At 60.8% G+C, this 21,625-nt stretch carries 20 protein-coding genes; 6 read left to right on the top strand and 14 right to left on the bottom strand.

What is annotated here, in order from left to right; all coding sequences use genetic code 11:
• Positions 1-31 precede the first annotated feature (31 nt).
• Both uvrC and AC1DYC_RS00375 read right to left on the bottom strand, forming a co-directional pair.
• Entirely contained in the window at positions 32-2,101 is a 2,070-nt protein-coding gene (gene uvrC / locus AC1DYC_RS00380; protein WP_477403013.1) for an excinuclease ABC subunit UvrC, read from the bottom strand.
• Positions 2,098-2,862, bottom strand: a complete 765-nt coding sequence (locus tag AC1DYC_RS00375; RefSeq protein ID WP_477403011.1) for an SDR family oxidoreductase — start codon at positions 2,860-2,862, stop codon at positions 2,098-2,100. Before AC1DYC_RS00375 ends, uvrC begins: the two co-directional genes overlap by 4 nt.
• A gap of 413 nt (positions 2,863-3,275) precedes the next feature.
• On the opposite strand from AC1DYC_RS00375, the gene AC1DYC_RS00370 reads away from it, so the two are divergent.
• Positions 3,276-3,926, top strand: a complete 651-nt coding sequence (locus tag AC1DYC_RS00370; RefSeq protein ID WP_477403009.1) for an outer membrane protein — start codon at positions 3,276-3,278, stop codon at positions 3,924-3,926.
• A gap of 182 nt (positions 3,927-4,108) precedes the next feature.
• Here the strand turns inward: AC1DYC_RS00370 and AC1DYC_RS00365 are convergent, their stop codons facing one another.
• Both AC1DYC_RS00365 and AC1DYC_RS00360 read right to left on the bottom strand, forming a co-directional pair.
• A complete protein-coding gene (locus AC1DYC_RS00365) occupies positions 4,109-4,705 on the bottom strand; it encodes a glutathione S-transferase family protein (RefSeq protein ID WP_477403007.1) in 597 nt (198 codons plus the stop codon).
• 349 nt (positions 4,706-5,054) lie between these two features.
• A complete protein-coding gene (locus AC1DYC_RS00360) occupies positions 5,055-5,432 on the bottom strand; it encodes a hypothetical protein (RefSeq protein ID WP_477301853.1) in 378 nt (125 codons plus the stop codon).
• Positions 5,433-5,563: 131 nt separating this feature from the next.
• On the opposite strand from AC1DYC_RS00360, the gene AC1DYC_RS00355 reads away from it, so the two are divergent.
• Positions 5,564-5,773, top strand: coding sequence for a hypothetical protein (locus AC1DYC_RS00355; RefSeq protein ID WP_477403005.1), 210 nt, complete (start codon positions 5,564-5,566; stop codon positions 5,771-5,773).
• 251 nt (positions 5,774-6,024) lie between these two features.
• Here AC1DYC_RS00355 and AC1DYC_RS00350 read toward each other — a convergent pair whose 3' ends face one another.
• A complete protein-coding gene (locus tag AC1DYC_RS00350) occupies positions 6,025-6,552 on the bottom strand; it encodes a DinB family protein (protein ID WP_477403003.1) in 528 nt (175 codons plus the stop codon).
• 62 nt (positions 6,553-6,614) lie between these two features.
• Between AC1DYC_RS00350 and AC1DYC_RS00345 the strand changes: the two genes are divergently transcribed.
• Positions 6,615-7,241: a TetR/AcrR family transcriptional regulator gene (locus AC1DYC_RS00345; protein ID WP_477403001.1), complete on the top strand. Its 627-nt coding sequence runs from the start codon at positions 6,615-6,617 to the stop codon at positions 7,239-7,241.
• A gap of 31 nt (positions 7,242-7,272) precedes the next feature.
• Here AC1DYC_RS00345 and AC1DYC_RS00340 read toward each other — a convergent pair whose 3' ends face one another.
• From AC1DYC_RS00340 to AC1DYC_RS00315, 6 genes are all read right to left on the bottom strand, one after another.
• Positions 7,273-8,109, bottom strand: coding sequence for an EamA family transporter (locus tag AC1DYC_RS00340; protein ID WP_477402999.1), 837 nt, complete (start codon positions 8,107-8,109; stop codon positions 7,273-7,275).
• Positions 8,106-8,681, bottom strand: coding sequence for a TetR/AcrR family transcriptional regulator (locus AC1DYC_RS00335; RefSeq protein WP_477402997.1), 576 nt, complete (start codon positions 8,679-8,681; stop codon positions 8,106-8,108). Before AC1DYC_RS00335 ends, AC1DYC_RS00340 begins: the two co-directional genes overlap by 4 nt.
• A 129-nt stretch (positions 8,682-8,810) precedes the next feature.
• Positions 8,811-9,257 carry a hypothetical protein gene (locus tag AC1DYC_RS00330; protein WP_477301863.1) on the bottom strand — a complete coding sequence of 149 codons (447 nt, stop codon included), beginning with the start codon at positions 9,255-9,257 and terminating at the stop codon, positions 8,811-8,813.
• Between the two features lie 200 nt (positions 9,258-9,457).
• Complete coding sequence (locus tag AC1DYC_RS00325; protein WP_477402995.1) at positions 9,458-9,721, bottom strand: VOC family protein; 264 nt, start codon at positions 9,719-9,721, stop codon at positions 9,458-9,460.
• Positions 9,714-10,562 carry a 23S rRNA (adenine(2030)-N(6))-methyltransferase RlmJ gene (locus AC1DYC_RS00320; protein ID WP_477402993.1) on the bottom strand — a complete coding sequence of 283 codons (849 nt, stop codon included), beginning with the start codon at positions 10,560-10,562 and terminating at the stop codon, positions 9,714-9,716. Before AC1DYC_RS00320 ends, AC1DYC_RS00325 begins: the two co-directional genes overlap by 8 nt.
• Positions 10,563-10,569: 7 nt before the next feature.
• Entirely contained in the window at positions 10,570-11,184 is a 615-nt protein-coding gene (locus AC1DYC_RS00315) for a hypothetical protein (protein ID WP_477402991.1), read from the bottom strand.
• Positions 11,185-12,402: 1,218 nt separating this feature from the next.
• Between AC1DYC_RS00315 and AC1DYC_RS00310 the strand changes: the two genes are divergently transcribed.
• Together AC1DYC_RS00310 and galE are read left to right on the top strand one after the other, a co-directional pair.
• Positions 12,403-13,440 carry a UDP-glucuronic acid decarboxylase family protein gene (locus tag AC1DYC_RS00310; RefSeq protein ID WP_477402989.1) on the top strand — a complete coding sequence of 346 codons (1,038 nt, stop codon included), beginning with the start codon at positions 12,403-12,405 and terminating at the stop codon, positions 13,438-13,440.
• The gene (gene galE, locus AC1DYC_RS00305) at positions 13,441-14,520 is read left to right on the top strand and encodes a UDP-glucose 4-epimerase GalE (RefSeq protein WP_477402987.1); all 1,080 of its coding nucleotides are present in this window, start codon (positions 13,441-13,443) and stop codon (positions 14,518-14,520) included.
• Positions 14,521-14,583: 63 nt separating this feature from the next.
• On the opposite strand, the gene AC1DYC_RS00300 is transcribed toward galE, so the two are convergent.
• The 3 genes from AC1DYC_RS00300 to AC1DYC_RS00290 form a co-directional block, all read right to left on the bottom strand.
• A complete protein-coding gene (locus AC1DYC_RS00300; protein ID WP_477402985.1) occupies positions 14,584-15,174 on the bottom strand; it encodes a DUF995 domain-containing protein in 591 nt (196 codons plus the stop codon).
• A 214-nt stretch (positions 15,175-15,388) separates the two neighbouring features.
• Positions 15,389-17,656: a sulfatase-like hydrolase/transferase gene (locus tag AC1DYC_RS00295; RefSeq protein WP_477402983.1), complete on the bottom strand. Its 2,268-nt coding sequence runs from the start codon at positions 17,654-17,656 to the stop codon at positions 15,389-15,391.
• A 496-nt stretch (positions 17,657-18,152) separates the two neighbouring features.
• The gene (locus tag AC1DYC_RS00290) at positions 18,153-18,671 is read right to left on the bottom strand and encodes a hypothetical protein (RefSeq protein WP_477402981.1); all 519 of its coding nucleotides are present in this window, start codon (positions 18,669-18,671) and stop codon (positions 18,153-18,155) included.
• 235 nt (positions 18,672-18,906) lie between these two features.
• On the opposite strand from AC1DYC_RS00290, the gene AC1DYC_RS00285 reads away from it, so the two are divergent.
• Positions 18,907-21,585, top strand: coding sequence for a DUF6212 domain-containing protein (locus AC1DYC_RS00285; RefSeq protein WP_477402979.1), 2,679 nt, complete (start codon positions 18,907-18,909; stop codon positions 21,583-21,585).
• The last annotated feature ends 40 nt before the right edge of the window (positions 21,586-21,625 follow it).

Genomic DNA, 21,625 nt, shown 5'->3' with positions numbered 1-21,625 from the left:
ATCGCACAGACACTCCCGGTGTCACTGGCGCTCAATTCTCATGGAAATGATTGTAGACCAGTTTCGCCACCTGCTCGGAAATGCCGTCGACCTTGACCAGATCCTCGACCGCCGCGCGGCTGACCGCCTTGGCGGTGCCGAAGGCCAGCAAAAGCGCCCGCTTGCGGCCGGGACCAATGCCGGCGATCTCGTCGAGCGGGCTCTTGACCAATTCCTTCTTGCGCCGCGCGCGGTGCGAACCGATGGCAAAGCGATGGACCTCGTCGCGCAGCCGCTGGACGAAATAGAGCACCGGATCGCGCACCGGCAGTGAAAACGAGTCCCTGCCCTTGACGAAGAAGCGCTCGCGGCCGGCGTCGCGATCCTGCCCCTTGGCAATGCCGATCGCCACGACGCGGTCCTCGATGCCGAGATCGGCGAGGATCTTGCGCACCGCACTCATCTGGCCCTGGCCGCCATCGATCAGGATGACGTCGGGCCAGGCCGGGAAGCTGCCGGAGATATCTTCCTCGATGTCGTCGCCTGCCGCCGCATCGTCGGCCACGGCGACATCGCCGTGCTCCTTCAGCAGCCTTGAAAAGCGCCGCTCCATCACCTCGCGCATCATGCCGAAGTCGTCACCAGGCGTGATCTCGGTCGAGCGGATATTGAACTTCCGGTACTGGTTCTTCACAAAACCTTCCGGCCCGGCGACGACCATGGCGCCGACGGCGTTGGTGCCCATAATGTGCGAATTGTCGTAGACCTCGATGCGCACAGGCGGCTTCGGCAGGCCGAAGGTCTCGGCAAAGCCCGCAAGCAGACGCCCTTGCGTCGAAGTTTCAGCCAGCCGGCGGCCGAGCGCCTCGCGGGCATTTTGCAGCGCGTTGTCGGTCAGATCCTTCTTCTCGCCGCGCTGCGGCACCGAGATCGACACTTTGCGGCCGGCGCGGGTGGACAGCGCCTCGGCCAGCAGCTCCTGGTCCTGGACGCCCCGCGACAGAAGAATGTTCCGTGGCGTCGGCTTGTCGTCATAGAACTGCGCCAGGAACGAGCCCAGCACTTCCGCCCCCTCCAGCGCCGGATCGGCCTTGGGGAAATAGGCGCGGTTACCCCAGTTCTGGCCGGTGCGGAAGAAGAACACCTGAATGCAGACCTGGCCGCCCTCCTGGTGGATGGCGAAGACATCGGCCTCGTCGACCGTGGCCGGGTTGATGCCCTGATGGCTCTGCACATGCGATAGGGCGGCCAGCCGGTCGCGATAGATGGCAGCGCGTTCGAAATCGAGCTCCTGTGACGCCTGCTGCATGGCTTCAGAGATCTCCGTCTTTACCTTCTGGCTGCGGCCGGAGAGGAAATCTTTCGCCTCGGAAACCAGCTCGGCATAGCCCTCGTGCGATATCTCGCCGGTGCAGGGACCGGCGCAACGCTTGATCTGGTAAAGCAGGCACGGCCGGGTGCGGTTCTCGTAGAAGGAGTTGGTGCAGCTCCTGAGCAGGAAGGCGCGCTGCAGCGAATTGATGGTGCGGCCAACCGCGCCGGCGGAGGCAAACGGGCCGAAATAGTCGCCCTTGCGCGAGCGCGCACCGCGATGCTTGTAGATGCCGGGGGAGACGTAATCGCCGGTCAACAGGATATAGGGGAACGATTTGTCGTCCCGCATCAACACATTGAATCGCGGCCGCAAGCGCTTGATAAGATTGGCTTCGAGCAGCAGCGCTTCGATCTCGGTGCGGGTGACGACGAACTCCATCGTCGACGTCTCGCGCACCATGCGGCCGATGCGGGCGGTGTGGAAACGGCCTTGCGCATAGTTGGTGACGCGCTTCTTCAGGCTGCGCGCCTTGCCGACATAAAGCACGTCGCCGGCGGCGTTCATCATGCGGTAGACGCCGGGCGCATTGGGCAGCCGCTTGACCAGCGTCTGGATGACCTCAGCGCCGACCATGCCGTCGGCGTCACCGGCATGCGGCGCCCAGTCTATCGCGGTGAAGGCGACATCAGGCCCAGTGGCCTCGAGCTCGACGATCTCCTCGGCCGCCTCGTCCTCGAGGTCGATCTCAGGCGGCATATCGTCAGCGGCGCCGGCGCGCGTCTTGTTTTTCTGGTCTGCGGGACTCATTCCACCATGCCTGTCACATCCGGCGTCTGCCATGCAAGATGCTGGCCGCCGTCGAGCGCGATCATCTGGCCGGTCACCGAGCGCGCATCCCAGAGATAGCGGATGGTGGCGCCGAATTCGGCCAATTGCGGGCCGCGCTTCAGGATCAGGCCGTCGACCTGCTTTTGGAAATCATGATCGTCCTGGCGCGCATTCTTCAACGTCGGGCCAGGGCCGATGGCGTTGACACGAATGCGCGGACCGAGCGCCTGCGCCAGCATCTCAGTCTGCGTCCACAAAGCCGACTTCGACAGCGCGTAGGAGAAATAGCGTGGCGTCGGCCGCCAGACGCGCTGGTCGATGATGTTGACGATCAGCCCCTCCCGCCCTTGCGGCAAGGCACGGGTGAAGTTTTGCGCCAACAGCGCCGGCGTCTTCACATGGATGGCGAAGTGGCGGTCCCAGGCGGCCCAGTCGAAATCCTCGACGCTGTCGTCAACGAACAGCGACGCATTGTTGACCAGAAGCGTGACCGGGCCGAGTGCTGCCTCTGCCCGACCGACGAGATCGCCAACGGCGTTCATGTCGGTCAGGTCGGCGGCGACCACGGCGGCGCGGCCGCCCTCGCCCCTGATAGCAGCGGCAAGCGCATCGGCTTCGGCGCCTGAGCGGTTGGCATGGATGGCGACGGCAAAGCCATGCGCGGCCAGATCCTGGACGATCGCCTTGCCGATCCGCTTTGCCCCACCCGTCACCAGCGCCGTTCCGGCGGCTTCGATCATCTGTCAATCCTCAATTGGCGCCTCTGATCCGCTAGCCGGCACATTGTGACGCGTCCAGGTGTTAAATGCCGTTTCCACCTGGGGCAGGAATGTGGCGAAGCGGCCTTTTCAGCACCTTGGCCCGACCCGGATTCGGGTCGGCAGGTCCGCAATATAGGACGCTGGAGTCCTTGCACCAAGCCGAGTGCAGTGCAGCATCGCAAGCGTGCTGACATTTCGCTGTTGCGAAGATGCAACGTCAAGCTTCGGCCTCATTCGCGCCGGGGAATGACCCAGTTTCAGGTTCGCTGCCGCCGCATTTTGACACGACATTCGGAACCGTTGAGTGCCAGATCCGTTTCATCCCCCGGACGGGTTGATGGCGCTCAGGACAAACAAGCCTACGTGTCTTGTGGCTTAAGGAGTAAACAACAATGCAAGCCAATCTCAAATTCGCGCCAATCGCGGTCGCGCTCGGGCTCTTCGCCCTCAGCGGCACTGCTTTTGCCGCTGACGTCGTCTCGGAAGAGCCCCCGGCACCTGCCCCGGTTGCCGAACTCCCCGTCGCCTCCTGGGCCGGCCCCTATGCCGGTATCAGCGCGGGCTACGGTTTCAGCGGTCATGCCAAGGTCCACGACGGCGGCCCCGACATCAAGACCAAGGGCTTCGTCGGCGGCGTTTTCGGCGGCTATCAGTGGCAGCAGGAAAACTTCGTGTACGGCGCTGAAGCCGATCTCGGCTACAACGGCGTCAAGGGTGACAGCGGCGGCGTCAATTCCAAGGGCGGCTTCGAAGGCTCGCTGCGCGCCCGTCTCGGTTACGCTGTGACCCCGGAAATCCTGCTCTACGGCACCGGCGGTGGCGCCCTGAAGAACCAGAAGGTCTCGGTTCCGGGCGACAGCGACAGCAGCACCATGCTCGGCTGGACGGCCGGCGTCGGCACCGACATCAAGATCACCGACAATGTGTTCGGCCGTGTCGAGTACCGCTACACCGACTTCGGTTCCAAGAGCTTCGACAGCGTCGGCACCAAGGTCAAGGAAAGCGACAACCGCGTCACCTTCGGCGTCGGTATGAAGTTCTAACTGTCGTTCAAGCCACGACACAAGAAAGCCGGGCCTCGTGCCCGGCTTTTTTTGTTTGGTGAGGCGGCTCTGCTCTTCTGTTTGGAATATGCGGCGCCGGGCGCCGTTGTGCTCGATGTTGGCGATTGGCGAAAGCTGTCGTGACATCCAATCTCCCTCCTTGCGGGGGAGATCGGCAGTTCTCACGCCGGCACAGCCACCTTCAGCTCCGGAAACTTCTCATCGAAGCGGGCTGCCCAGCGGGTCAGCCGGCCGCGGCCCTTTTCCCATTTGCCGGCGAAGCGCAGCGAGAGATAGCCAAGGCAGGCGCGCAGCGCCAGCTGGCCGAGCGTGATCTTCTTCGGCAGTTTCGGCGGATTGGCGTTGAGGAGGTCGAGTGCGGCGGTGATCTTGGTCCACTGGCGATCGAGCCAGGGCTGGTAGACCATCTCCTCGGGCCGCGTGCGCCGCTCATAGACCATCGACAGCGCGCAGTCGCAAATGCCGTCGGCCAGCGCCTCCAGCACTTCGGCCTCGAGGCGCTTGTCGGCATTGCGCGGCAATAGCAGATTCTTCGAGGCGCGGTTGAGATGCTGGGTGATGGCGCGGCTGTCGTGGATCGAGCGGCCGTCGTCCAGCACCAGCACCGGGATCTTGCCGAGCGGATTGGCCGTCAGCAGTTCGGCGGGCTTGTCCTCGGTCTTGACCGGCACCAGCTCGACGGCGATGCCGGCATAGAGTGCTGCCATGCGCACCTTGGAGCTGTAGGGGGATGAGGACGCGTAGAGCAGCTTCGGCATGATCGGTTCCCTGTTTTCAGACGGCCAGCGTATGTCGCTCAAAAAGTGGGTTCGGTCTTGAGAGAACGACGCGCGTAAAACAGAGGTCAAGAGCGCGTCGCCCGAACCCGCTCGCATGCGACCGTTTTAGTGTTGGCCGATCTTCTCCGAGGGGGCAACTGCCAGAAGGGCAAAACCAGGCAGCCAATCCGCCGACAATGAAGTGGCTAATGCATGTCGCACGGAAGTGGCGTCGATTTCGAGAGAACGATAGGCATCAAGACAAGACCCAAAGCTCAACAAAAAAGCTCCCGGGAATCTGCCAATCGGCAAAGTTCCCGGGAGCTTTGAGATGGAACGTCGTCCGCTGTTACTTCTTCTTGGCGGCTGGCTTCTTGGCCGGTGCTGCCTTCTTCACAGCTGCCGTCGACTTGGCGGCGGCGGCCTTCATCGGAGCCTTGGCGGCGGGCTTCGCCGCTGCCTTGGCTGCCGGCTTCTTGGCTGCTGCCTTCGCAGCAGGCTTCGCCGCTGCCTTGGCTGCCGGCTTCTTGGCGGCGGGTTTCGCTGCTGCCTTGACGGCGGGTTTTGCCGCTGCCTTAGCTGCCGGCTTCGCCGCTGCCTTGGCTGCCGGCTTTGCCGCTGCCTTCGGTGCTGCCTTCTTTACTGCTGCAGGTTTCGCGGCAGCTTTCGGTGCCGCTTTCTTTGCCGGCGCTTTCGCCGCCGGCGCCTTCGTCGTGGTCTTTGCCATGCGATGCCCCTTGAGTTTGTGCCGATGGCCGTTAGTGACCCGGCAAGTTAATTCATATCTGACTCGCGTGTGTCTAGCCAGCGAAGCATTACATTGAATTTCGCAGATTAAATTTCGGTTACACCGAGAGCATGTTCGCGATGGTGGGTACAGAAACCGGCAAAGAATCTTCGCGCGTCACAGCGAACTTTTGCGAGAGAAATTTCGTGCAGCGCGACTCATGCGATCTTCTCGTCAAGCTCACATTCTCTTGCAGCGCCGTCGATCTCATGTGGTCATCGGTGGCTTATCAGATCGCCAAAAATCATCGCGCCGCAGAGGCTGATCTTGCTTCATCCTGACGGCTGCAGAAACAGCACCAAAGTGAATGCGAGCTTTTTACTCGTATATTGAGAGAGGTTAGGTTGAGGCTCTGAAAGACAGCATTTGATGGGACTGAACCCATCTTGTTGTGCCGAACATCTTTCGACGAGAAGAGCGATCGCCAGCTTCGGCGCGCCGGAGATGCCCAGCGAACAAAGGGATAGATGAAGGATCGCGGCAATGCTTATGCTGGGAGCCGCCATCCCTTGGAATCCAAGGGGTGTAGGCGCTACACCCCTACCGGCTCACGCAGCTGCAGCCGACGCGAAGGCTCACTCTGATGCAGATGTACGGCAAACGTATCCCATGGCGGCGTGACACCAATCTGCACCAGGATGCGGCCGATCTCACCGCGATGGTAGCCGCCGTGAGTGACGACGTGGGTCAGCATTTCCTGGCGCGACATCATTGCCTTGTCGCCGTCGGTGAAGATGAAGGGCACAGGCTGTGACAGAAGTTTCGGCGACAAGGTCTCCAGATAATCGAGATACCAACGATCCATCGCCGCGACATCGGCGCCGAGTTCATCGAGCGACGGCGTGTCCTCAGTATTGTCTGACGCGTAGCCGTGATGCGTGCCGGAAAGATGCGCCGCGAATATTCTCGACACGACGAGATTGTGGTTGAGCAGACGGATCGCCGAATGACGTTCCTTCGCATGCTTCTGCTGATCCATACCCGCGAGCTTCTCAAGCAACTCGCCATTGGCCCAGGCTTGATCGACGAAGAGACTGCGAAGCAGATCCAGCGCGCTCATGGCCCGTATCCTTTCCAAAAAATGTGAGTATGTTGTCCATATTCTTGGCTGATGGAGCGGACATGTCTACTCGCATTGCAAAGCCGCGCTCGCGCATGCGCAAGCAGCCGCGCCAGGCGCGTTCGCGCGCAACCGTGGAAGCGATCATCGAAGCTGGTGCTCACGTTCTGAGCGCGCTCGGCTGGGCCGGCTTTACGACCAACAAGGTGGCCGAGGCCGCCGGTGTCAGCATCGGCTCGCTCTATCAATATTTTCCCGACAAGCTGTCGCTGGTCGAGGCAATTCGCCGGCGACATTTCGATCAGGTGCTGTCGGTGATCGCCGAATCAGCAGAAGACGACAAGCCGCTCAAGCGATTCGCACAGGAGCTGGTGCGCGGCATGATCGAGGCGCACAGCATCCATCCGACGCTGCATCAGGTGCTGCTCGACGAGGTGCCAGGCGATCGCGGCTCGCGCGCCGCCCATGCCTCGTTCCAGTCGCGCTACCTCGACCACTACACGGTGGCGGTGACACAATATCGCAAGCGCAGGAAGGACAATGAGACCGTTGCCCGCGTGCTGTCCTCGGCGGTCGAAGGCGTCATCCACAATGCCGCACGTCGAGACATGCTCGATGCGCCGGAGTTGCAGAAGCAACTCGTCGAGTTGATCTGCGCCTACGTGTCGGGTTCCGGCCGCAGCGCATGACCAGAATGGCGCGATCGAGATCGCTTGCCGCTCACGGCTGATAGCCGAGGCAGATGGCGCCAAGCGCGACGACGGCGCAGGCACTGATGCGCCTCGGCGTCAGTTGCTCGCCGAGGAAGAACCGACCGATGAAGGCGGCAAAGACAACGCTGGTTTCGCGGATGGCGGTGATCGGACCGGCCGGGCCGAGCGCGAAGGCGGCGACCACGACGGCATAGGCAAGCAGCGCGAACAAGCCACCGGCGAGTGCCTTACGGGTTTCCGGCGCGCTGAAGTTGACGACGAGCCTGCCGCGCAAGACGATGAAGGTCGCCGGCAGCAAGGCGCCGTAGATCAGCAGCACCCAGGCGGTGTAGGCGCCGCTGTCGCCCGCCGCCCGCACGCCGATGGCGTCGACAGTCGCGTAGGCGGCGATGATCGCGCCGGTCGCCAGCGCGTAGAGGATCGAGGTCGTCGATGCCCTGCCCCTGCCCAGCGACAGGCCCATGATGCCGCAGGCGACCAGCGTGACGCCGACGATCTCGGGCATTGTGAGCTGCTGGCCGGCCAGCGCGAAACCGCCGAGTGTGACCAGCAGCGGTACGCTGCCGCGCACGATCGGATAGACCTGCCCCAACTCGCCATAGCGGTAGGCGGCGACCAGGAACACGCTGTAGCTGACCTGGAGGCCGGCCGAGAGCGCGACATAGGGCCAGGCACCGGTTGCGGGAAGTGAATGGAAAAGCGCCATTGGAATGGCGATGAGTGTGCTCGAAAAGCTCATGACGGTGACCGTCCACAGCCTGTCGGCACCCGTCCGCAGGAAGGCGTTCCAGCCGGCATGCAGGACTGCCGCGAACAGCGCGAGCGCAATGACCGTCGCGCTCATTGCGCTGCACGCGCGCCGGCGATGACGGCATCGGCCGCCTTGCGGGCACTGTCGATGGCGGGCTGCCCCATCTGCGCCATCAGCGTCGCGCCCTCGATCAGCATCAGCAGTGCCGCCGCGGCGTCCTCAGCCTGCTTCGACGGCATTATGTCCTCAAGGATCGCCCGCATGCGCCGCTTGAGGCCGTTCTTCTGCCTGGCGACGGCCTGGAATACCGGATGGGCGGGATCGCCGAATTCGGCCAGGGCATGCGCGAACAGGCAGCCGTGGAAATCAGGACTGCTGAACCAGCGTTCGTGCCAGTCGAAGATATTTGCGATCTTCCGCTCTGGCGTGGCGACCTCTTGCGCAAGCTGGTCGAGCTGACGCTCGAAACGGCGGGCACGATAGTCGAGCACCTCAACGATCAGTTCGTCCTTGCTGGGAAAGTGGCGATACATCGTCATCTTGGCCACATCGGCCTCGGCAATGATGCGGTCGATGCCGGTGGCATGGAAGCCGGCGCGCTTGAACAGGGCGTAGGCGGTTTCGACGACGTGCTGGCGTTTGTGGATCGCAGACGATGGTGTCATGATCTTTTGCTGATGATGAGACAGGTCTGTCTATCTATGCGATCAATCAGCGCCCCTGTCAACACGCCACATGAAAACGCCTGCGGCCGATCTTGCCGCAGGCGTTAAAGGTGGAGAAAGGTACTGCTCTCAGCGCAGGACGCGGCAGCGGCCGTTGTAGACCATCCAGCGGTCGAAGCCCGAAACGCAGAATTCGACATTGTCGCCGATCGAGGCAAAACCCTGGCCTTCCTCAATCAGGTACCAGATGGTGCGGGCACGGCCATCGGACAGGCTGACGGTAGCGCCGCAATAGCGGCGGCCGATCGGCCATTCTTCGCTGGCCGGCAGGTAGCGATGCTGGTGAATGCGCTGGAAATCGGTGATCGAAACATCGGGCAGATGCGGCACGTGATGCACCTGATAGGAAAAGCGGCTGGAGATCTTGTTCAGCACCCAGGCCTGCCCGCAGACACCGCTGTCCTCGTCGGAATAGACGGAAAGATCGGCGGCCTGCGCCGGCTGGCCAAGAGGCGCGGCCAGCGGCGTGCAAAGCGAAATCAGGGCAGCAAGAGCGGATTTGGCAAAGCGAGTCATGGCAGCCTCTCAAACGTCGACTGCGTGCACTGTGCGGATTCGGCGGCGCGCGGTCAAGCGGTCGCGCGGACGATGGTTTCCCGGTTCGCAAGCGGTTTTGCCGGTGCGCAGCCGTGAAACCACCCGTCCTGACCTTTGAAGTACCCGCCTTCCCTATGTCTGGGAAAGCGGGACTGCGATGGCCGGCGCTCTATCCCGCTTCAGCCCTGCTTGGCGTCGCCCTGCGGTATGGCGGAGGGGTCCATCCACATTGCTTCCCAGTTATGGCCGTCAGGATCGGCCAGGCTGCGATTGTACATGAAGCCATAATCCTGCTGGGCGTTGATGTCGGCGGTGCCGCCATGTTTCGCCGCCGCCTCGTTCATGGCATCGACCGCCGCACGGCTGTCGCAGGACACCGCAAGCATGACTTCGCTGGAGGTTGCGGGCGCATGCGGCGCCCGCAGCGAAGCGTTGCTATTCACCGGCCAGCCATTCCAGCGACCAGTGCGCCGGCTTTTCCAGCATCAGCAATTTGTGCAAAGCCGGCAGCACGATGCGCAGGTCACGCTCCAGCGTGAAGGGCGGGTTGACCACCACCATGCCACTGCCGTCGAGGCTCGGCTCCCGCGACGCAGGCCGGATCTCAAACTCGATGTCGAGCAGCTTCGGGACGCCGGATTGCTTGAGCGCCTTCCTGAAGGCGATGATCGCCTTGCGATCCTTGATCGGATACCACAGCGCATAGATGCCGCCCGGCCAGCGCTTGTGCGCTCTTTGCATCCCGTCGACGAGGCGGTCGAATTCGCCGGCTTCCTCGAACGGTGGATCGATAAGAACCAGCCCACGCTTTTCCTTCGGCGGCAAATGCGCGCCGAGCGCCAGCCAGCCGTCGAGTTCGATCACCCTGGTCTGGAAATCGCCGGCAAACAGCGTCTTCAGCCTGGCGGCATCATCGCCATGCAGTTCGATCGCCGACAGCCGGTCCTGTTTGCGCATGAGATGGCGGGCGATAAGTGGCGAGCCCGGATATTTCTTCACCCCACCGTCGGGATTGAGCGAACGCACCGCTTCGAGATAGGGGGCAAGCAGCCCTGCTGCCGATTTGTCGAGCGGAGCATCGATCAGGCGACCGATGCCGCCCTGCCATTCGCCGGTCTTTTGCGCTTCCGTCGACGACAGATCATAGCGGCCAATGCCGGCATGGGTGTCGATGACACGGAACGCCTTGTCCTTCTGCTTGAGATAGTCGAGCAGAAGGCTGAGCACGACATGCTTGACGACATCGGCGAAATTTCCGGCGTGATAGGCGTGACGGTAATTCATGCTGCACTCACGTCGAGGAGCCCCTGCCCCAGCGTGGCGGCGGCGGCTTCGAGTTCGGGTTCTCCGGCCGGCTGCCGCCGAAACGCAAGGAGAGCAGGAAGCCGATCAGGCCGACGGCCATCAGCCCATAGCCGACCGGTCGGGCGCGGCTGTCGATCTCGCCGGCACCGGAGCGCAGCACCAGGTCCACCGCCCGCATCGGGATATCATCGGCATCGCCCGGGCCGACGGTGAAGAGATAGGCGCCGGGGCTGACGGTCGCGATCACGCCCGCTTCGTCGCGAAAGATCTTGTCGGGCAGTTGCGGGCTGACCTGGCGCGGATTGTCGGCGTGATTGAACTGCAGCGTCGAGGCCAGCACCGTGCGGCTACCGGTGGCAGCGGTCAGTGTCAGCACAGTGCGCTGCTGCGATACGATGCGCTCGGCCCGCGCCGTCAGGTCGACCAGCACCCTGACCGGTGCATCGCCTGCCGAGAGCGCCACCGTCGCCGGCTTGAAGCGGCCTTGTTCAAAGACCCTGTAGCTGCCGATCTCATGACCCGAGAAGTTCGTCATCGCCCAGGGATAGACGACGCCGACGGCGATACCGGCCAGCAGGATCAGGAAGAAGAGAAAGCGCATTGAGAATAACCCGAGTGTTCGACCAGCTTGCCAATAGCGCCCTAGGGATCAAAAGGCGATGGCTTGCGCAGCGCGCCTCGTCTGTCCAAGACAAAGATAATAGCCAAATGAATGTTTGTGCGGATTTGGCCAAGCGAGCCGCCCGCCGCCCAACTGCAACGGCGTCATATCTGTGTGGCAGCACTGACGGATTTCTACCTATACGCTCATGAGCAACTGCTAAAATAAAAAAGTCTACATAAATGGATGGGCGCCAGGACCGTTCCACGATTTGATTATTGAGGCGCATATTGTGCCCAGGGGAATTTCGCTCCCGAGGCCTACAAGTGGTACGATGGCACATATTTCAATCCGAAATGCCTTCGATGCAAGTTTTCATACATAGTAACGCAGCCATGCGCTTCATCGTAACTGTAACCAGCAATCAATCTTCTCTAGCCGCTTGGTCCATACTGCTAAATTCTCATTGTATTACATATCCTTTCCCGGATAAGCTGAATATCGACCCAGGAACTAAAGAGCATGAACGCGCCCACTCCAACGGATGAGCCGAACATAACCTCATACATTGGGAATGCCGCGAACATTTTTTACCCGAGTCGCCTCGGGCGCCAATCGCATTGCCTCGTAAGAATTTATGGACAAAGTGCGATGCAGCAATATTTTCGATATTTCCAAATGTCAACTTTCACGAGGATAATTCACCACTTATAGTACTATTATTGCCTTCAATATGACTAGCCCTGCTCCGTAAATAAACTTATCCTGCCGAATATCCGCATTCAGCTATCGAAAAACCGCATAAATATTCTTGTTTTCTGTTGGTATATTTCTAATTTCGGCGTCAATTCTCGGATTGCCGCGAGTGCGTCGCCGACCCCACGATTAACCACTCCCGGACGAACACGGTTAACGATTCGCTAATTTAGTTGACTATGATTTCCACAGGTATATTTTCGGTACGTTGGGATGTGCAATTTGGGCGAGCAATGGGCGATGGTGGCACCAGACGCGTGACTGCGATTCGGGGCGTATCGAATGCTGAACGGCAGCTAATAGCCGCGTAACGTCGCCCAGCGAACTCAGAAAGCAATCGACAGACATCAGGAGTGGACGATTCCGCCGACGCGGAAGGTTTGTGACGTTCTCAGGAACGTCGCCGGGCAACGCTATGGCCGGCGGTAGGGTGCGCAGTGCGTAAGGGCAAAGGGGTAGAGTATGGGTAGAACTGTCAATGTTCTGAAACTCGAGTCCGGGAAAAGCCGAAGGGGCGCGAACTCCAATCGGGGCCGCGCCCTGGTTGCCGGTGGGGCAGGATTTCTGGGTTCGCATCTGTGCGAGCGTCTTTTGCTGGAGGGGTACGACGTTGTCGCGCTGGACAATTTCCACACCGGCAAAAGATACAATCTCAATGCCCTCCTGCGCGATCCCCGATTTACGTGCATCGAGCACGACATCGTCGACCCACTGCCGTTGGATCTCCAGGTCGATGAAATCTACAATCTCGCCTGCCCGGCCTCCCCGCCGCATTACCAGGCAGATCCGATCCATACGTTCAAGACAAGCGTGCTTGGTTCGCTGAACCTGCTTGAGCTCGCGCGGCGGAACAATGCCAAGATATTTCAGGCTTCGACGTCCGAGGTCTATGGCGACCCCCTGGTGCATCCGCAGCCGGAAGGCTACTTCGGCAACGTCAACCCGCACGGTCCGCGATCCTGCTATGACGAGGGCAAGCGTTCGGCCGAGACGCTGTTCTTCGACTATTCGAGAACGTATGGCCTCGATGTCCGCGTCGCCCGGATTTTCAACACCTATGGCCGCCGCATGCAGCCCGACGATGGCCGCGTCGTGTCGAACTTCATCGTCCAAGCTTTGCACGGTGACGACCTGACCGTCTACGGCAGCGGCCAGCAGACCCGTTCATTCTGCTATGCGGACGACCTGATCGAAGGCTTCATCCGGCTGATGAACGCACCGAGTTCACCGAAGCACCCGGTCAATCTCGGCAACCCTGCCGAATTCACCATTCTGGAACTGGCGACACAGGTGATCGAATACACCAACTCGCGCTCGAAGATCGTGCATCGGCCACTGCCGGTCGACGATCCCAAACAGCGCAAGCCCGACATCTCCTTTGCCCGGGCAAATCTTGGTTGGGAGCCAAAGATCAGCCTGAGCCAGGGGCTCGCGCATACCGCGGCCTATTTTGACGCCCTGCTCTACCAGAGACGGCCCGTCAAAGAAGCTACGATGTAAATGAGCCGCCCGGCAATCCTGGTGACAGGCGGGGCCGGTTACATCGGTAGCCACACCTGCAAGCTGTTGTCAGCTGCCGGCTACCTGCCCGTCGTCTTCGACAATCTGAGCCGCGGCAACGAGAGATCGGTTGCCTGGGGGCCGCTTGTCGTCGGCAATATCCGGGACCGGACAGTGCTGCAGCAGGCGATCAGGACCTATCAGCCGAAGGCGATCATCCACTTTGCAGCGCTGGCTTATGTCGGCGAGTCTGTTCATGAGCCCGCGGAATATTATTCGACCAATGTGTCGGGTACCATCGCGGTGCTGGACGCGGCACGCGCAAGCTCGATCGAAAACATCATCTTCTCAAGCAGCTGCGCGACATACGGTGTGCCAGAAACACTGCCCATTCAAGAGACCTCGGCGCAAAATCCAATCAGCCCCTATGGGCGGACCAAGCTGATGGGCGAGCAGATCATCAGGGACTATGCCAGCGCCTACGGAATGAAATATGCGATCCTGCGTTATTTCAACGCCTGCGGCGCCGATCCCGACGGTGAGCTCGGTGAGTGGCACTCGCCTGAAACGCACCTGATCCCGCGCGTGCTCATGGCCGCATCCGGCACGATCGACGCGATCGAGGTTTTCGGCACGGACTACGACACATCGGATGGCACCTGCGTGCGCGATTACATCCATGTCAGCGATCTGGCCCGCGCGCATCTGAGGGCCCTCATGCATCTGGAGGCGGGTGGCGAAAGCCTGTCGGTCAATCTCGGCACCGGACGCGGGGTGTCGATCAAGGAGATCCTGCAAGCCGTCAGTCGGGTGACGACAAAATCGGTTCCTGCCGTCTTCAAGCCCCGGCGCCCGGGAGACCCGGCGGAGCTCTATGCCGACCCTGTCAAAGCGCGCGAACATCTGGGTTTCGTGCCGGAACTTTCCGACATCGATACGATCGTCAGGACAGCCGCCCCATTCTTCGGACTGGAGTCCACCGCGTCCACACTTCCGATGCCGACGGCGAAGCGCCGCCGGTCAGCTGCGCCAGACACGCCAAATGCATCGGAGAGCAATACCAGCTCGCAAAGCTGGTAGTCGTCCCTGTTTGTCGTGTGTCGGGGACGTGGGCTCGCTGAGGTGAGAGCTTCTCAGCGAGCCTCAACTTTTGGAATCGATCACACTACGAATCTCGTCGAACTGCGCGCCCTTTGTATCGCCTTCCTCGAATTTCCGCTGCTCGTCGGAAAGGTTTTCCGAAGAGTGCCGGAAACTGTACCAGACACCGTCCGGATCCCTGCGCTGTTCGAGGGTCCCGCCCCGGAAGCGGTGGCTGAAACACGTGCGGATCGGCGCTGCGGCGTAGGTCTTGGACCGCCAGACGAGATCCATGCACATCTTGCCATCGTTGCTTAGATGCCATTTCCCCTCAGCGACGGAAGTCGCGTCCTGCTCGGAAGTCCAGGCTCGGACCGGTCTGCCCTTCTGTCCGAAATAGGCGGCTCCGTTATCCCATATCCAGGTGCGGTCGGCATAAACAAGCTGCAGTTCGAAAGCCGTCGGGACGGTAACGGCATTTGCAGGTGCGCTGTCTTTGGCACCAACTGCGTGCGCGGCTCCGCACAGCGCCACCTGGCACCAAATGGCCAGGAGGGCGGCAAGCGAGACAGACCTGGCAAGTCGATGGCGCCTCACCCCGCTCGCTCTTTCAGATGGCAATCCGGTCCGGGTCGTCATGTTGAACGGTCGCATTCAATGTTCGCTTCCCAAGCGGGCGTCGACCAGCCGAGCATACCGCAAGAACGGGCCCGGTCCGTCCTGCGCCGACAAGTGGCTCCACGCCACAATCATCAGTATTTCGCATGCTATTGACTGCCGCGCGAAGATGTCAACCGGGAGGGCCAACAGTATCTGTCGCGGCGCGCACGGGCGGCAAATCGAGGACGACGGTCAGGCACGCGGCACGCTATACACATCCCTCGACGAAGGGGCCGCTAACCCATAGCGAGCCGTTGCTATACATGGCGGTTCCGTTGTCGTCGGTGTAGCCATGAGACTGCTCGTCGACATGCAGCCTGGTGTTTGGCACCAGCTGACCGTTCACCTTGACGCTCTTGATGAACAGGTTGCGATCACCTGGTTTGCCGTCTCCGCCCCACAGGTCGTTGACATAGCGAAGTTCGATCGTCTTCGGGTTCGGTACGTTGCTGAGATCGATGTGGAACGGCTTGGCCTCGGTTGACGCCTGCATCAGCTCCGCCACGGCGGCTTCGGGCGTCGATGCCGTGCTTTCCTTGCCCGGGACGTCGATCTCGGCGACGGTCTTTCCGTCGACCACGACGTCGAACCGAGGCGCGCCCTGGAGATTGATGCCGGCAGCGTCGACCTCGAGACTGGTTATGGAGCATCGTCGTGCGTCTTTCGCCGCGGCGGCCACCAGGTCGGCTACGCGCTGCCTCTGCGATTGCACCCATCCGGCGATGGGCTGCAGCAGCGCGTTTCGGTCGCCGGCATCGACCGTGAAGAGGTTGGTTCGTTCACCGGCATCGGCCTTGAGGTCGTATTCCTCGACCTTGCCGGTGGTGGCGTTGAAGATGACCTTTCGATCGTTCTCGCGATAGCCGAACAGGAAACCGGCCCAGGGGTTGAAGAAGAAGGTCTTGTTTGGCCGTTGCTCGCTGAACAGGCTGCGCCCCTGCCACTGCTTCGGCAGCGGAAGTCCCAGTATGTCGAAGATCGTCGGGGCGATATCGACGATGCCGCCGACCGGATGCGCAACGTCATCATGAAAGAGGTACTTGTTGATCATGATCAGCGGGATGTGGATGTTTTCCTCGTAGATCGCGCTGGCATGAATGTAGTCACCATGCTCCCCGAACGCCTCGCCATGATCGCCCAATATGACCACGAGCGTCGAATCGAGCTTGCCGGACTGCTTGAGCGATTCAAGGATCTCGCCAAGTGCCGCATCGCCGACCTTCAGGGCGTTGAGATAGGCATTGAATTTCTGGTCGTCCGAGTAGTGGACCAGCGTGTTGCCGTCGGAAGAAGGCGCCATCTTCGAAAACATCGGGCTGTCGGTGATGTAGGGATAATGGGTCATCGCCGTGAACATTATGCCGAAGAAGGGTTTTCCCTCGTCCTTGTTCATCCAGTCGATGATCGACTGCGCCGTGCAAAGATCGCTGTTGTAGTCCATGTTCTTCCACTGCTCGGAGCTGAGCTTGAAGGTCGGGGTGCCGCACTTCTGCCCCCGGTAGTCCTGGATCACATCCAGTCCCTTGTTGAGGAAAAACTCGTCGACCCGTTGGAATCGGGAATCCGCGCTCCAGAAAAACCCCGTGCGGAAATTGTTCTTGGACAGGGTGTTGGAGATCGTATCCAGCGGCAGATATGGATACCTGGTGGTCATGCCATAGTATGAAATGTCGTTGTACATCGAGGTGAGCAGAGAAAATATCGAGTAATGCGTGGACGGTGCGTGCGCATATATGTTGTCGAACCGTATCGAGTCCTTTGCATAACTCTTGATATTCGGTGTGACCGGATACTTGCCGCCAAACGTCTCGATGTATTTGGATGGCACCGACTCCATCATGAAAATCAGCACGTTCTTGATCGGGTTTGGCGTCGGCGCCTTGAAGGTCGACGTTTCCGGCGGACGCTCGCCGACGCTGGCGACATCCGGGTCATTGGTGCTGGCATTCATCGTCAGCACAACCGGCGTTGGATTGAGCAGGGCCGATTCAACAAAATACAGGATCGGATTGTCGATCTTGGCCGCCGGCAGCGCTTCCGCCCGCACGTGGTATCCGGTACCGGCGATGGCCGCGCCGACACACACAACGAGCACGCCCAGAAAGGCCCCGTAACCAACGGCGCTCAGCCGCCGGCACAGACTGGCCGCGGCATAGCCAAGGATGAGCACCAGAATGACGGACCCGGAAAGGGTCGCGAAGTCCTTGATGTTGAGCGCGTCGCCCATCGCGTTCCTGGCATCGGCATTCTGCAGGAAGTCGCCATAGACCAGCCACTGGAACGTGAACGGTTCGCCCAGCATCTTGACGAGATTGATGTTGGCAAATCCCCAGCCCAGACAGACCACGACAGCAACATAGAAGAGGAACACGACGATTGCGGAGCCGAGACGGCTGGCCTTTGTCAGGAACAGCAGGATCAGGGTCACCACGGTCAGGGATGTAACGACAATCAGGTCGTAGTAGCTTGATGCCAATCCCTTGGGGATGGCCCCCAAAAGGCCTGGAAAAGTCGTTTGCGGATCAATGATTGCGCTGCGATAGACGCCCAAAAGCAGCCAGGACAACAGGCCCGTGCAAATGATCCGCAGGCTCCTGCGCCGGAAGCGCACATCCTTCGACGAAGCCGTCCCCGCCTTCGATTCCGTAGGGCCGATCTCAGGTCGGCTCGCCGACCCCCTACTGCCGCCGATGCTCATACAACTACCCGCCGCCAGCTTGCGCCTCGGCCCAAACCACGGCCGATAGCGTTCAAACCCCCACCCGCAGAATCGGCTTGCGCTAAAAAAGAGTCAACAAAATCAAGTTTGCGTTAACCAAGTCTCTTGAGAACTGGTTAACCGAACGCATTCATCGGCGACGCCTTGTGGCCAAGTGAGCCGCTCCATCAACTGTGCACCCGCCCGCATGAATCGGCGACGGCGGGCGCTGTCGAGCACCCGCCGTCGTGATGTTTCAGTAGTGCGCCGGCAATCAGCCGCCACGCAGACGCGTCGGGCTCAGGCTCGCGACGGTCATGCCCCGCTGTTGGGAAGGACAGGTCGGCAGAAATCGGCTCGCATCCGCGTAAGTCATGGTCGCGATGGAGCTCTTCAGCCCCCCACGCTTGGCGATCCAGCCGCGAACCCAGCCAGGGTAGTTTTTCATCATGAAATTCGCGGCCACCTGATTGCCCCGCGCGCCAACGCCATACGGCAGGTGAAAGCCGAACGACGCGCTCTGCGTGATGCACACCTTGCTCTTGGGCATCGACAGATAAAGCGTGCAGGCCGAGTCGCACGAACCGTTGAACCGCACAAAGGTGCCGCTGCGGCGCATTTTCAGCGCACGGATGGCATAGTCGATCACATAGCCGCCGCGATCGCCACTGATGGTCTTGACGTTGGCAGTGCCAAGGTTGATGCGCGGTCGCAGCAATTCTCCTGCGGAGCTTGCCGAGACCAGTGCGCCCATCAAACCGAGCGCACCGAGAAACTTCATTATCGTTTTCATTTGCGCCTCCTGCTATGCCGTCAATGACTAGCTGGGAGGCGTAAAGATTGAATATTCCGTGTCGCTAAAGTTGTATCAGTCGATTGATTGTGCAGCCGTTTCAGGACCTGATTGACGATTTGGTTTACCAATGACGCAGAAGGATGATCACTGAAAAGTAAACCCGTCGCGGGCATCATTGCAGATCGACTGTGCTGCGGAGCGCACTCGGCGGATTTGAATCAGAGGAAGTCGGATGGCCGTTGGTGGCAAGGAGCGGAGGCCGTCAAAGGAAGGCAAGCCTCGCCGCGTCTGCGTCGTGACAAATACAATCGATCATGGTGGCGAAGACGGCGCCATGGTCGAGCTTGCCAGGCTTTTCGCCGAAGATGGCGACGAGGTCACCCTGCTATGGGTTCCAGGCAGGAATGCTCCAGCGGCGGAGGCAGCGCGCCACCGCGACCTCGAGGCGGCCTCGGTGCGACTGGAAATTCTCGACAAGTCCGATCAGTTGCTTCCTTCGCTGACGACGCCCGAGAGCCGGTCCGCCGCTGTGCTGCATTATCTCGAACGGTCCGGCCACGATTTGGTCTATGCGCCGCTCGAGGGCGGGTTGCCTTACTACACGCTGCTGGCGGTCGAGACTGCGGCCTTTGCCGCGCCGCCGATCGTGGTCGTCGCCCACGCACCGGAAGAATGGGAACATGAAGCCGACAAGGCATTCATGGACAGCACCGAGGCGATTGCCGTCGCCTACATGGAGAAATACTGCGCCGAAATGGCGAACAGGACGATCTGTGTGTCGGCCGCCTTGCGACAGTGGATGTTGTCGAAGGACTGGAAGGTGAAGAAGGCGATCGTGACGCCGATGTTGCCGTTGCAGGATCGTCTCGGTCCAGCCGGCGCGCGGCCGTCGATTGTGGCGGGAAGCGCAAGAGAACTTGCCGTCTTGGCCGGGTGGCGCTTCCGCGATGGCCTGACGCTGCTTTGCGACGCGCTCGACATCATCGCGCCAACTGCGCCAGAAGGGCTGACGGTCACCGCATTCGGTCCATTCGGAAAGATCATGGGCGAGCACAGCGGTGGACTGCTTCTGAGACGCGCCGAGCGGTGGCCGTTCAAGCTCAACCTGTTGGCGCACGCAAGCCTCGCCGCAAGGCTCGACTACGTCGCGCGGACCGGCGCGCTTGCCGTCATCCCCGCCCGCGCCACATCGACGGGCGGCACCGTTGCCGCCTGTATCGAGGCGGGATTGCCTTTCGTTGCGACCAATGTCGACGCGAACTTCGAGCGCTGGAATGCGCAGGCGAGGCAGCCGCGGCTTACCGATCCTGACGCTTCCGCGTTGGCACAGTCGATTTCGGCGGCGCTCGATGACCCGCCTCACCCCTTGCCTGTCGACAGTCTCAGCCAATGTCGGCAGTCCTGGCTGGATACGCGCAATTTGCCGACGTCGGCCAGGCGCAGGCGAGTCGACAAAAGTGCCGGGCCCTCACCTCTGGTCTCCATTGTCATGGCCCATCGCAACCGGCCGCTCTATCTGAAACAGGCAATCGCGGCGATCGAAGCGCAAACCTACGATCGCCTGGAACTGGTTCTGGTCGACGACGGAAGCGACATGGACGAAGCCAGGCGATTGCTGGATACGCTGGAACCAACCTTTCGTCAGCGCGGGTGGAAGATCCTGCGCCGACCGCACAAGCATCTCGGCGCGGCGCGAAATGCCGGCATCCGCGCTTCGCATGGCGAGCTGATCCTGTTCGTCGACGATGACAACGCGCTGTTTGCGGAGGCCGTCGATCATTTCGTGCGTGCGATGGCTACATCGGATGCCGATATCTGCACTGCGTTCCAACTGATCTTCTACGAGGACTTTGTGCCCGAAGATCGCGCCGACGGGCTGATCCAGTACCTGCCCCTGGGTGGTCCCGACGCGCTCGGCCTGATCCACAACGTCTACGGTGACGCGAATGCGATGATGCGCCGATCTGTCTTTTCGCGGATCGGCTTCCTGATCGAAAAGCCCGGCTACGCCATGCACGACTGGGAATTCTTTGCGCGAGCCTCTCTCGCCGGTCTCAAGATCAGGACGATTCCAAAGCCGCTGTATTGGTATCGCTCGAAACCGGATGGAATGTTTCGGACGTCGAACTGGTACGACAACCGGCTTCCCGTCCTGGAGGCGTTCAGGTCGAGCCAATCCGATGATTTCCGCCTGCTGCATCATTTGGCCGTCGCCCAGAACACGCACCGGTCTGAAATTGAAAGTGCCCGCGAGAACCTGAAATATACCCCCGGCAATCGAAAATATCTGGAGCTGTGCGACATCGAACCGAACAGCGATGCGGCCATAGAGACGCTTGCCAGTATTGCCGGGTCGATCGGTCGCCCAGATACGGCTGCCACCTTGCTTGGACGCCCCGCCACGTACCCCAATGCCCCGGACCGTCCTGATGTCGGCGGCAATACGATCATCCTCGACCACGACACACTGAGGAGTGCGCGGTTGCTTACACCGCGCGTCTCGGCTCTCCCGCTGCTGCTTGTCGCACCGGATGACGGCGGGGTGTTCTTGCGTCCGCATGCGGGCGGCGCAGTTGCCGCATCGCTTGACCACCAATTTCCAGCCTTCTTCCGGAAGGTGGAAGCAATCGTTGAAATCGCCCATGCCGATGCGCCGGCGATGGATTTCGGTATCGCCCTTGCTCGCCCCGACCAAACCATAGATTGGCAACAGGACATCGGCGCGCAAGCGATCGCCTTCTCAGGCTGGGTGAGCATCGAAGACAGATTTGTGCGTCATCCCTTGGTGGCAGCGCTTCGCATCCGACGGAAGATGCCGCTTTCAATCGTTTTGGCCGTTCGTTTCACCGCAACGTCCAATGGTTTTCCGACCAATGCGTTCTTCCGCAAGCTGACACTGTTCAGCGACTAAACGTCGATCCAACCAGCAAGGGAGATCCGAGCCCAAGCGA

This window comes from Mesorhizobium sp. P2_E7, assembly GCF_056403855.1.
The sequence above is the reverse complement of the archived record's forward strand: the minus strand, read 5'-3'. Positions and strand labels throughout refer to the sequence as shown.

What these genes read in the sequence shown, in the direction of transcription:
- uvrC (WP_477403013.1), bottom strand. Translation starts at nt 2,101, where the DNA reads ATGAGTCCCGCAGACCAGAAAAACAAGACGCGCGCCGGCGCCGCTGAC.
- AC1DYC_RS00375 (WP_477403011.1), bottom strand. Translation starts at nt 2,862, where the DNA reads ATGATCGAAGCCGCCGGAACGGCGCTGGTGACGGGTGGGGCAAAGCGG.
- AC1DYC_RS00370 (WP_477403009.1), top strand. Translation starts at nt 3,276, where the DNA reads ATGCAAGCCAATCTCAAATTCGCGCCAATCGCGGTCGCGCTCGGGCTC.
- AC1DYC_RS00365 (WP_477403007.1), bottom strand. Translation starts at nt 4,705, where the DNA reads ATGCCGAAGCTGCTCTACGCGTCCTCATCCCCCTACAGCTCCAAGGTG.
- AC1DYC_RS00360 (WP_477301853.1), bottom strand. Translation starts at nt 5,432, where the DNA reads ATGGCAAAGACCACGACGAAGGCGCCGGCGGCGAAAGCGCCGGCAAAG.
- AC1DYC_RS00355 (WP_477403005.1), top strand. Translation starts at nt 5,564, where the DNA reads ATGTTCGCGATGGTGGGTACAGAAACCGGCAAAGAATCTTCGCGCGTC.
- AC1DYC_RS00350 (WP_477403003.1), bottom strand. Translation starts at nt 6,552, where the DNA reads ATGAGCGCGCTGGATCTGCTTCGCAGTCTCTTCGTCGATCAAGCCTGG.
- AC1DYC_RS00345 (WP_477403001.1), top strand. Translation starts at nt 6,615, where the DNA reads ATGTCTACTCGCATTGCAAAGCCGCGCTCGCGCATGCGCAAGCAGCCG.
- AC1DYC_RS00340 (WP_477402999.1), bottom strand. Translation starts at nt 8,109, where the DNA reads ATGAGCGCGACGGTCATTGCGCTCGCGCTGTTCGCGGCAGTCCTGCAT.
- AC1DYC_RS00335 (WP_477402997.1), bottom strand. Translation starts at nt 8,681, where the DNA reads ATGACACCATCGTCTGCGATCCACAAACGCCAGCACGTCGTCGAAACC.
- AC1DYC_RS00330 (WP_477301863.1), bottom strand. Translation starts at nt 9,257, where the DNA reads ATGACTCGCTTTGCCAAATCCGCTCTTGCTGCCCTGATTTCGCTTTGC.
- AC1DYC_RS00320 (WP_477402993.1), bottom strand. Translation starts at nt 10,562, where the DNA reads ATGAATTACCGTCACGCCTATCACGCCGGAAATTTCGCCGATGTCGTC.
- AC1DYC_RS00315 (WP_477402991.1), bottom strand. Translation starts at nt 11,184, where the DNA reads ATGCGCTTTCTCTTCTTCCTGATCCTGCTGGCCGGTATCGCCGTCGGC.
- AC1DYC_RS00310 (WP_477402989.1), top strand. Translation starts at nt 12,403, where the DNA reads ATGGGTAGAACTGTCAATGTTCTGAAACTCGAGTCCGGGAAAAGCCGA.
- galE (WP_477402987.1), top strand. Translation starts at nt 13,441, where the DNA reads ATGAGCCGCCCGGCAATCCTGGTGACAGGCGGGGCCGGTTACATCGGT.
- AC1DYC_RS00300 (WP_477402985.1), bottom strand. Translation starts at nt 15,174, where the DNA reads ATGCGACCGTTCAACATGACGACCCGGACCGGATTGCCATCTGAAAGA.
- AC1DYC_RS00290 (WP_477402981.1), bottom strand. Translation starts at nt 18,671, where the DNA reads ATGAAAACGATAATGAAGTTTCTCGGTGCGCTCGGTTTGATGGGCGCA.
- AC1DYC_RS00285 (WP_477402979.1), top strand. Translation starts at nt 18,907, where the DNA reads ATGGCCGTTGGTGGCAAGGAGCGGAGGCCGTCAAAGGAAGGCAAGCCT.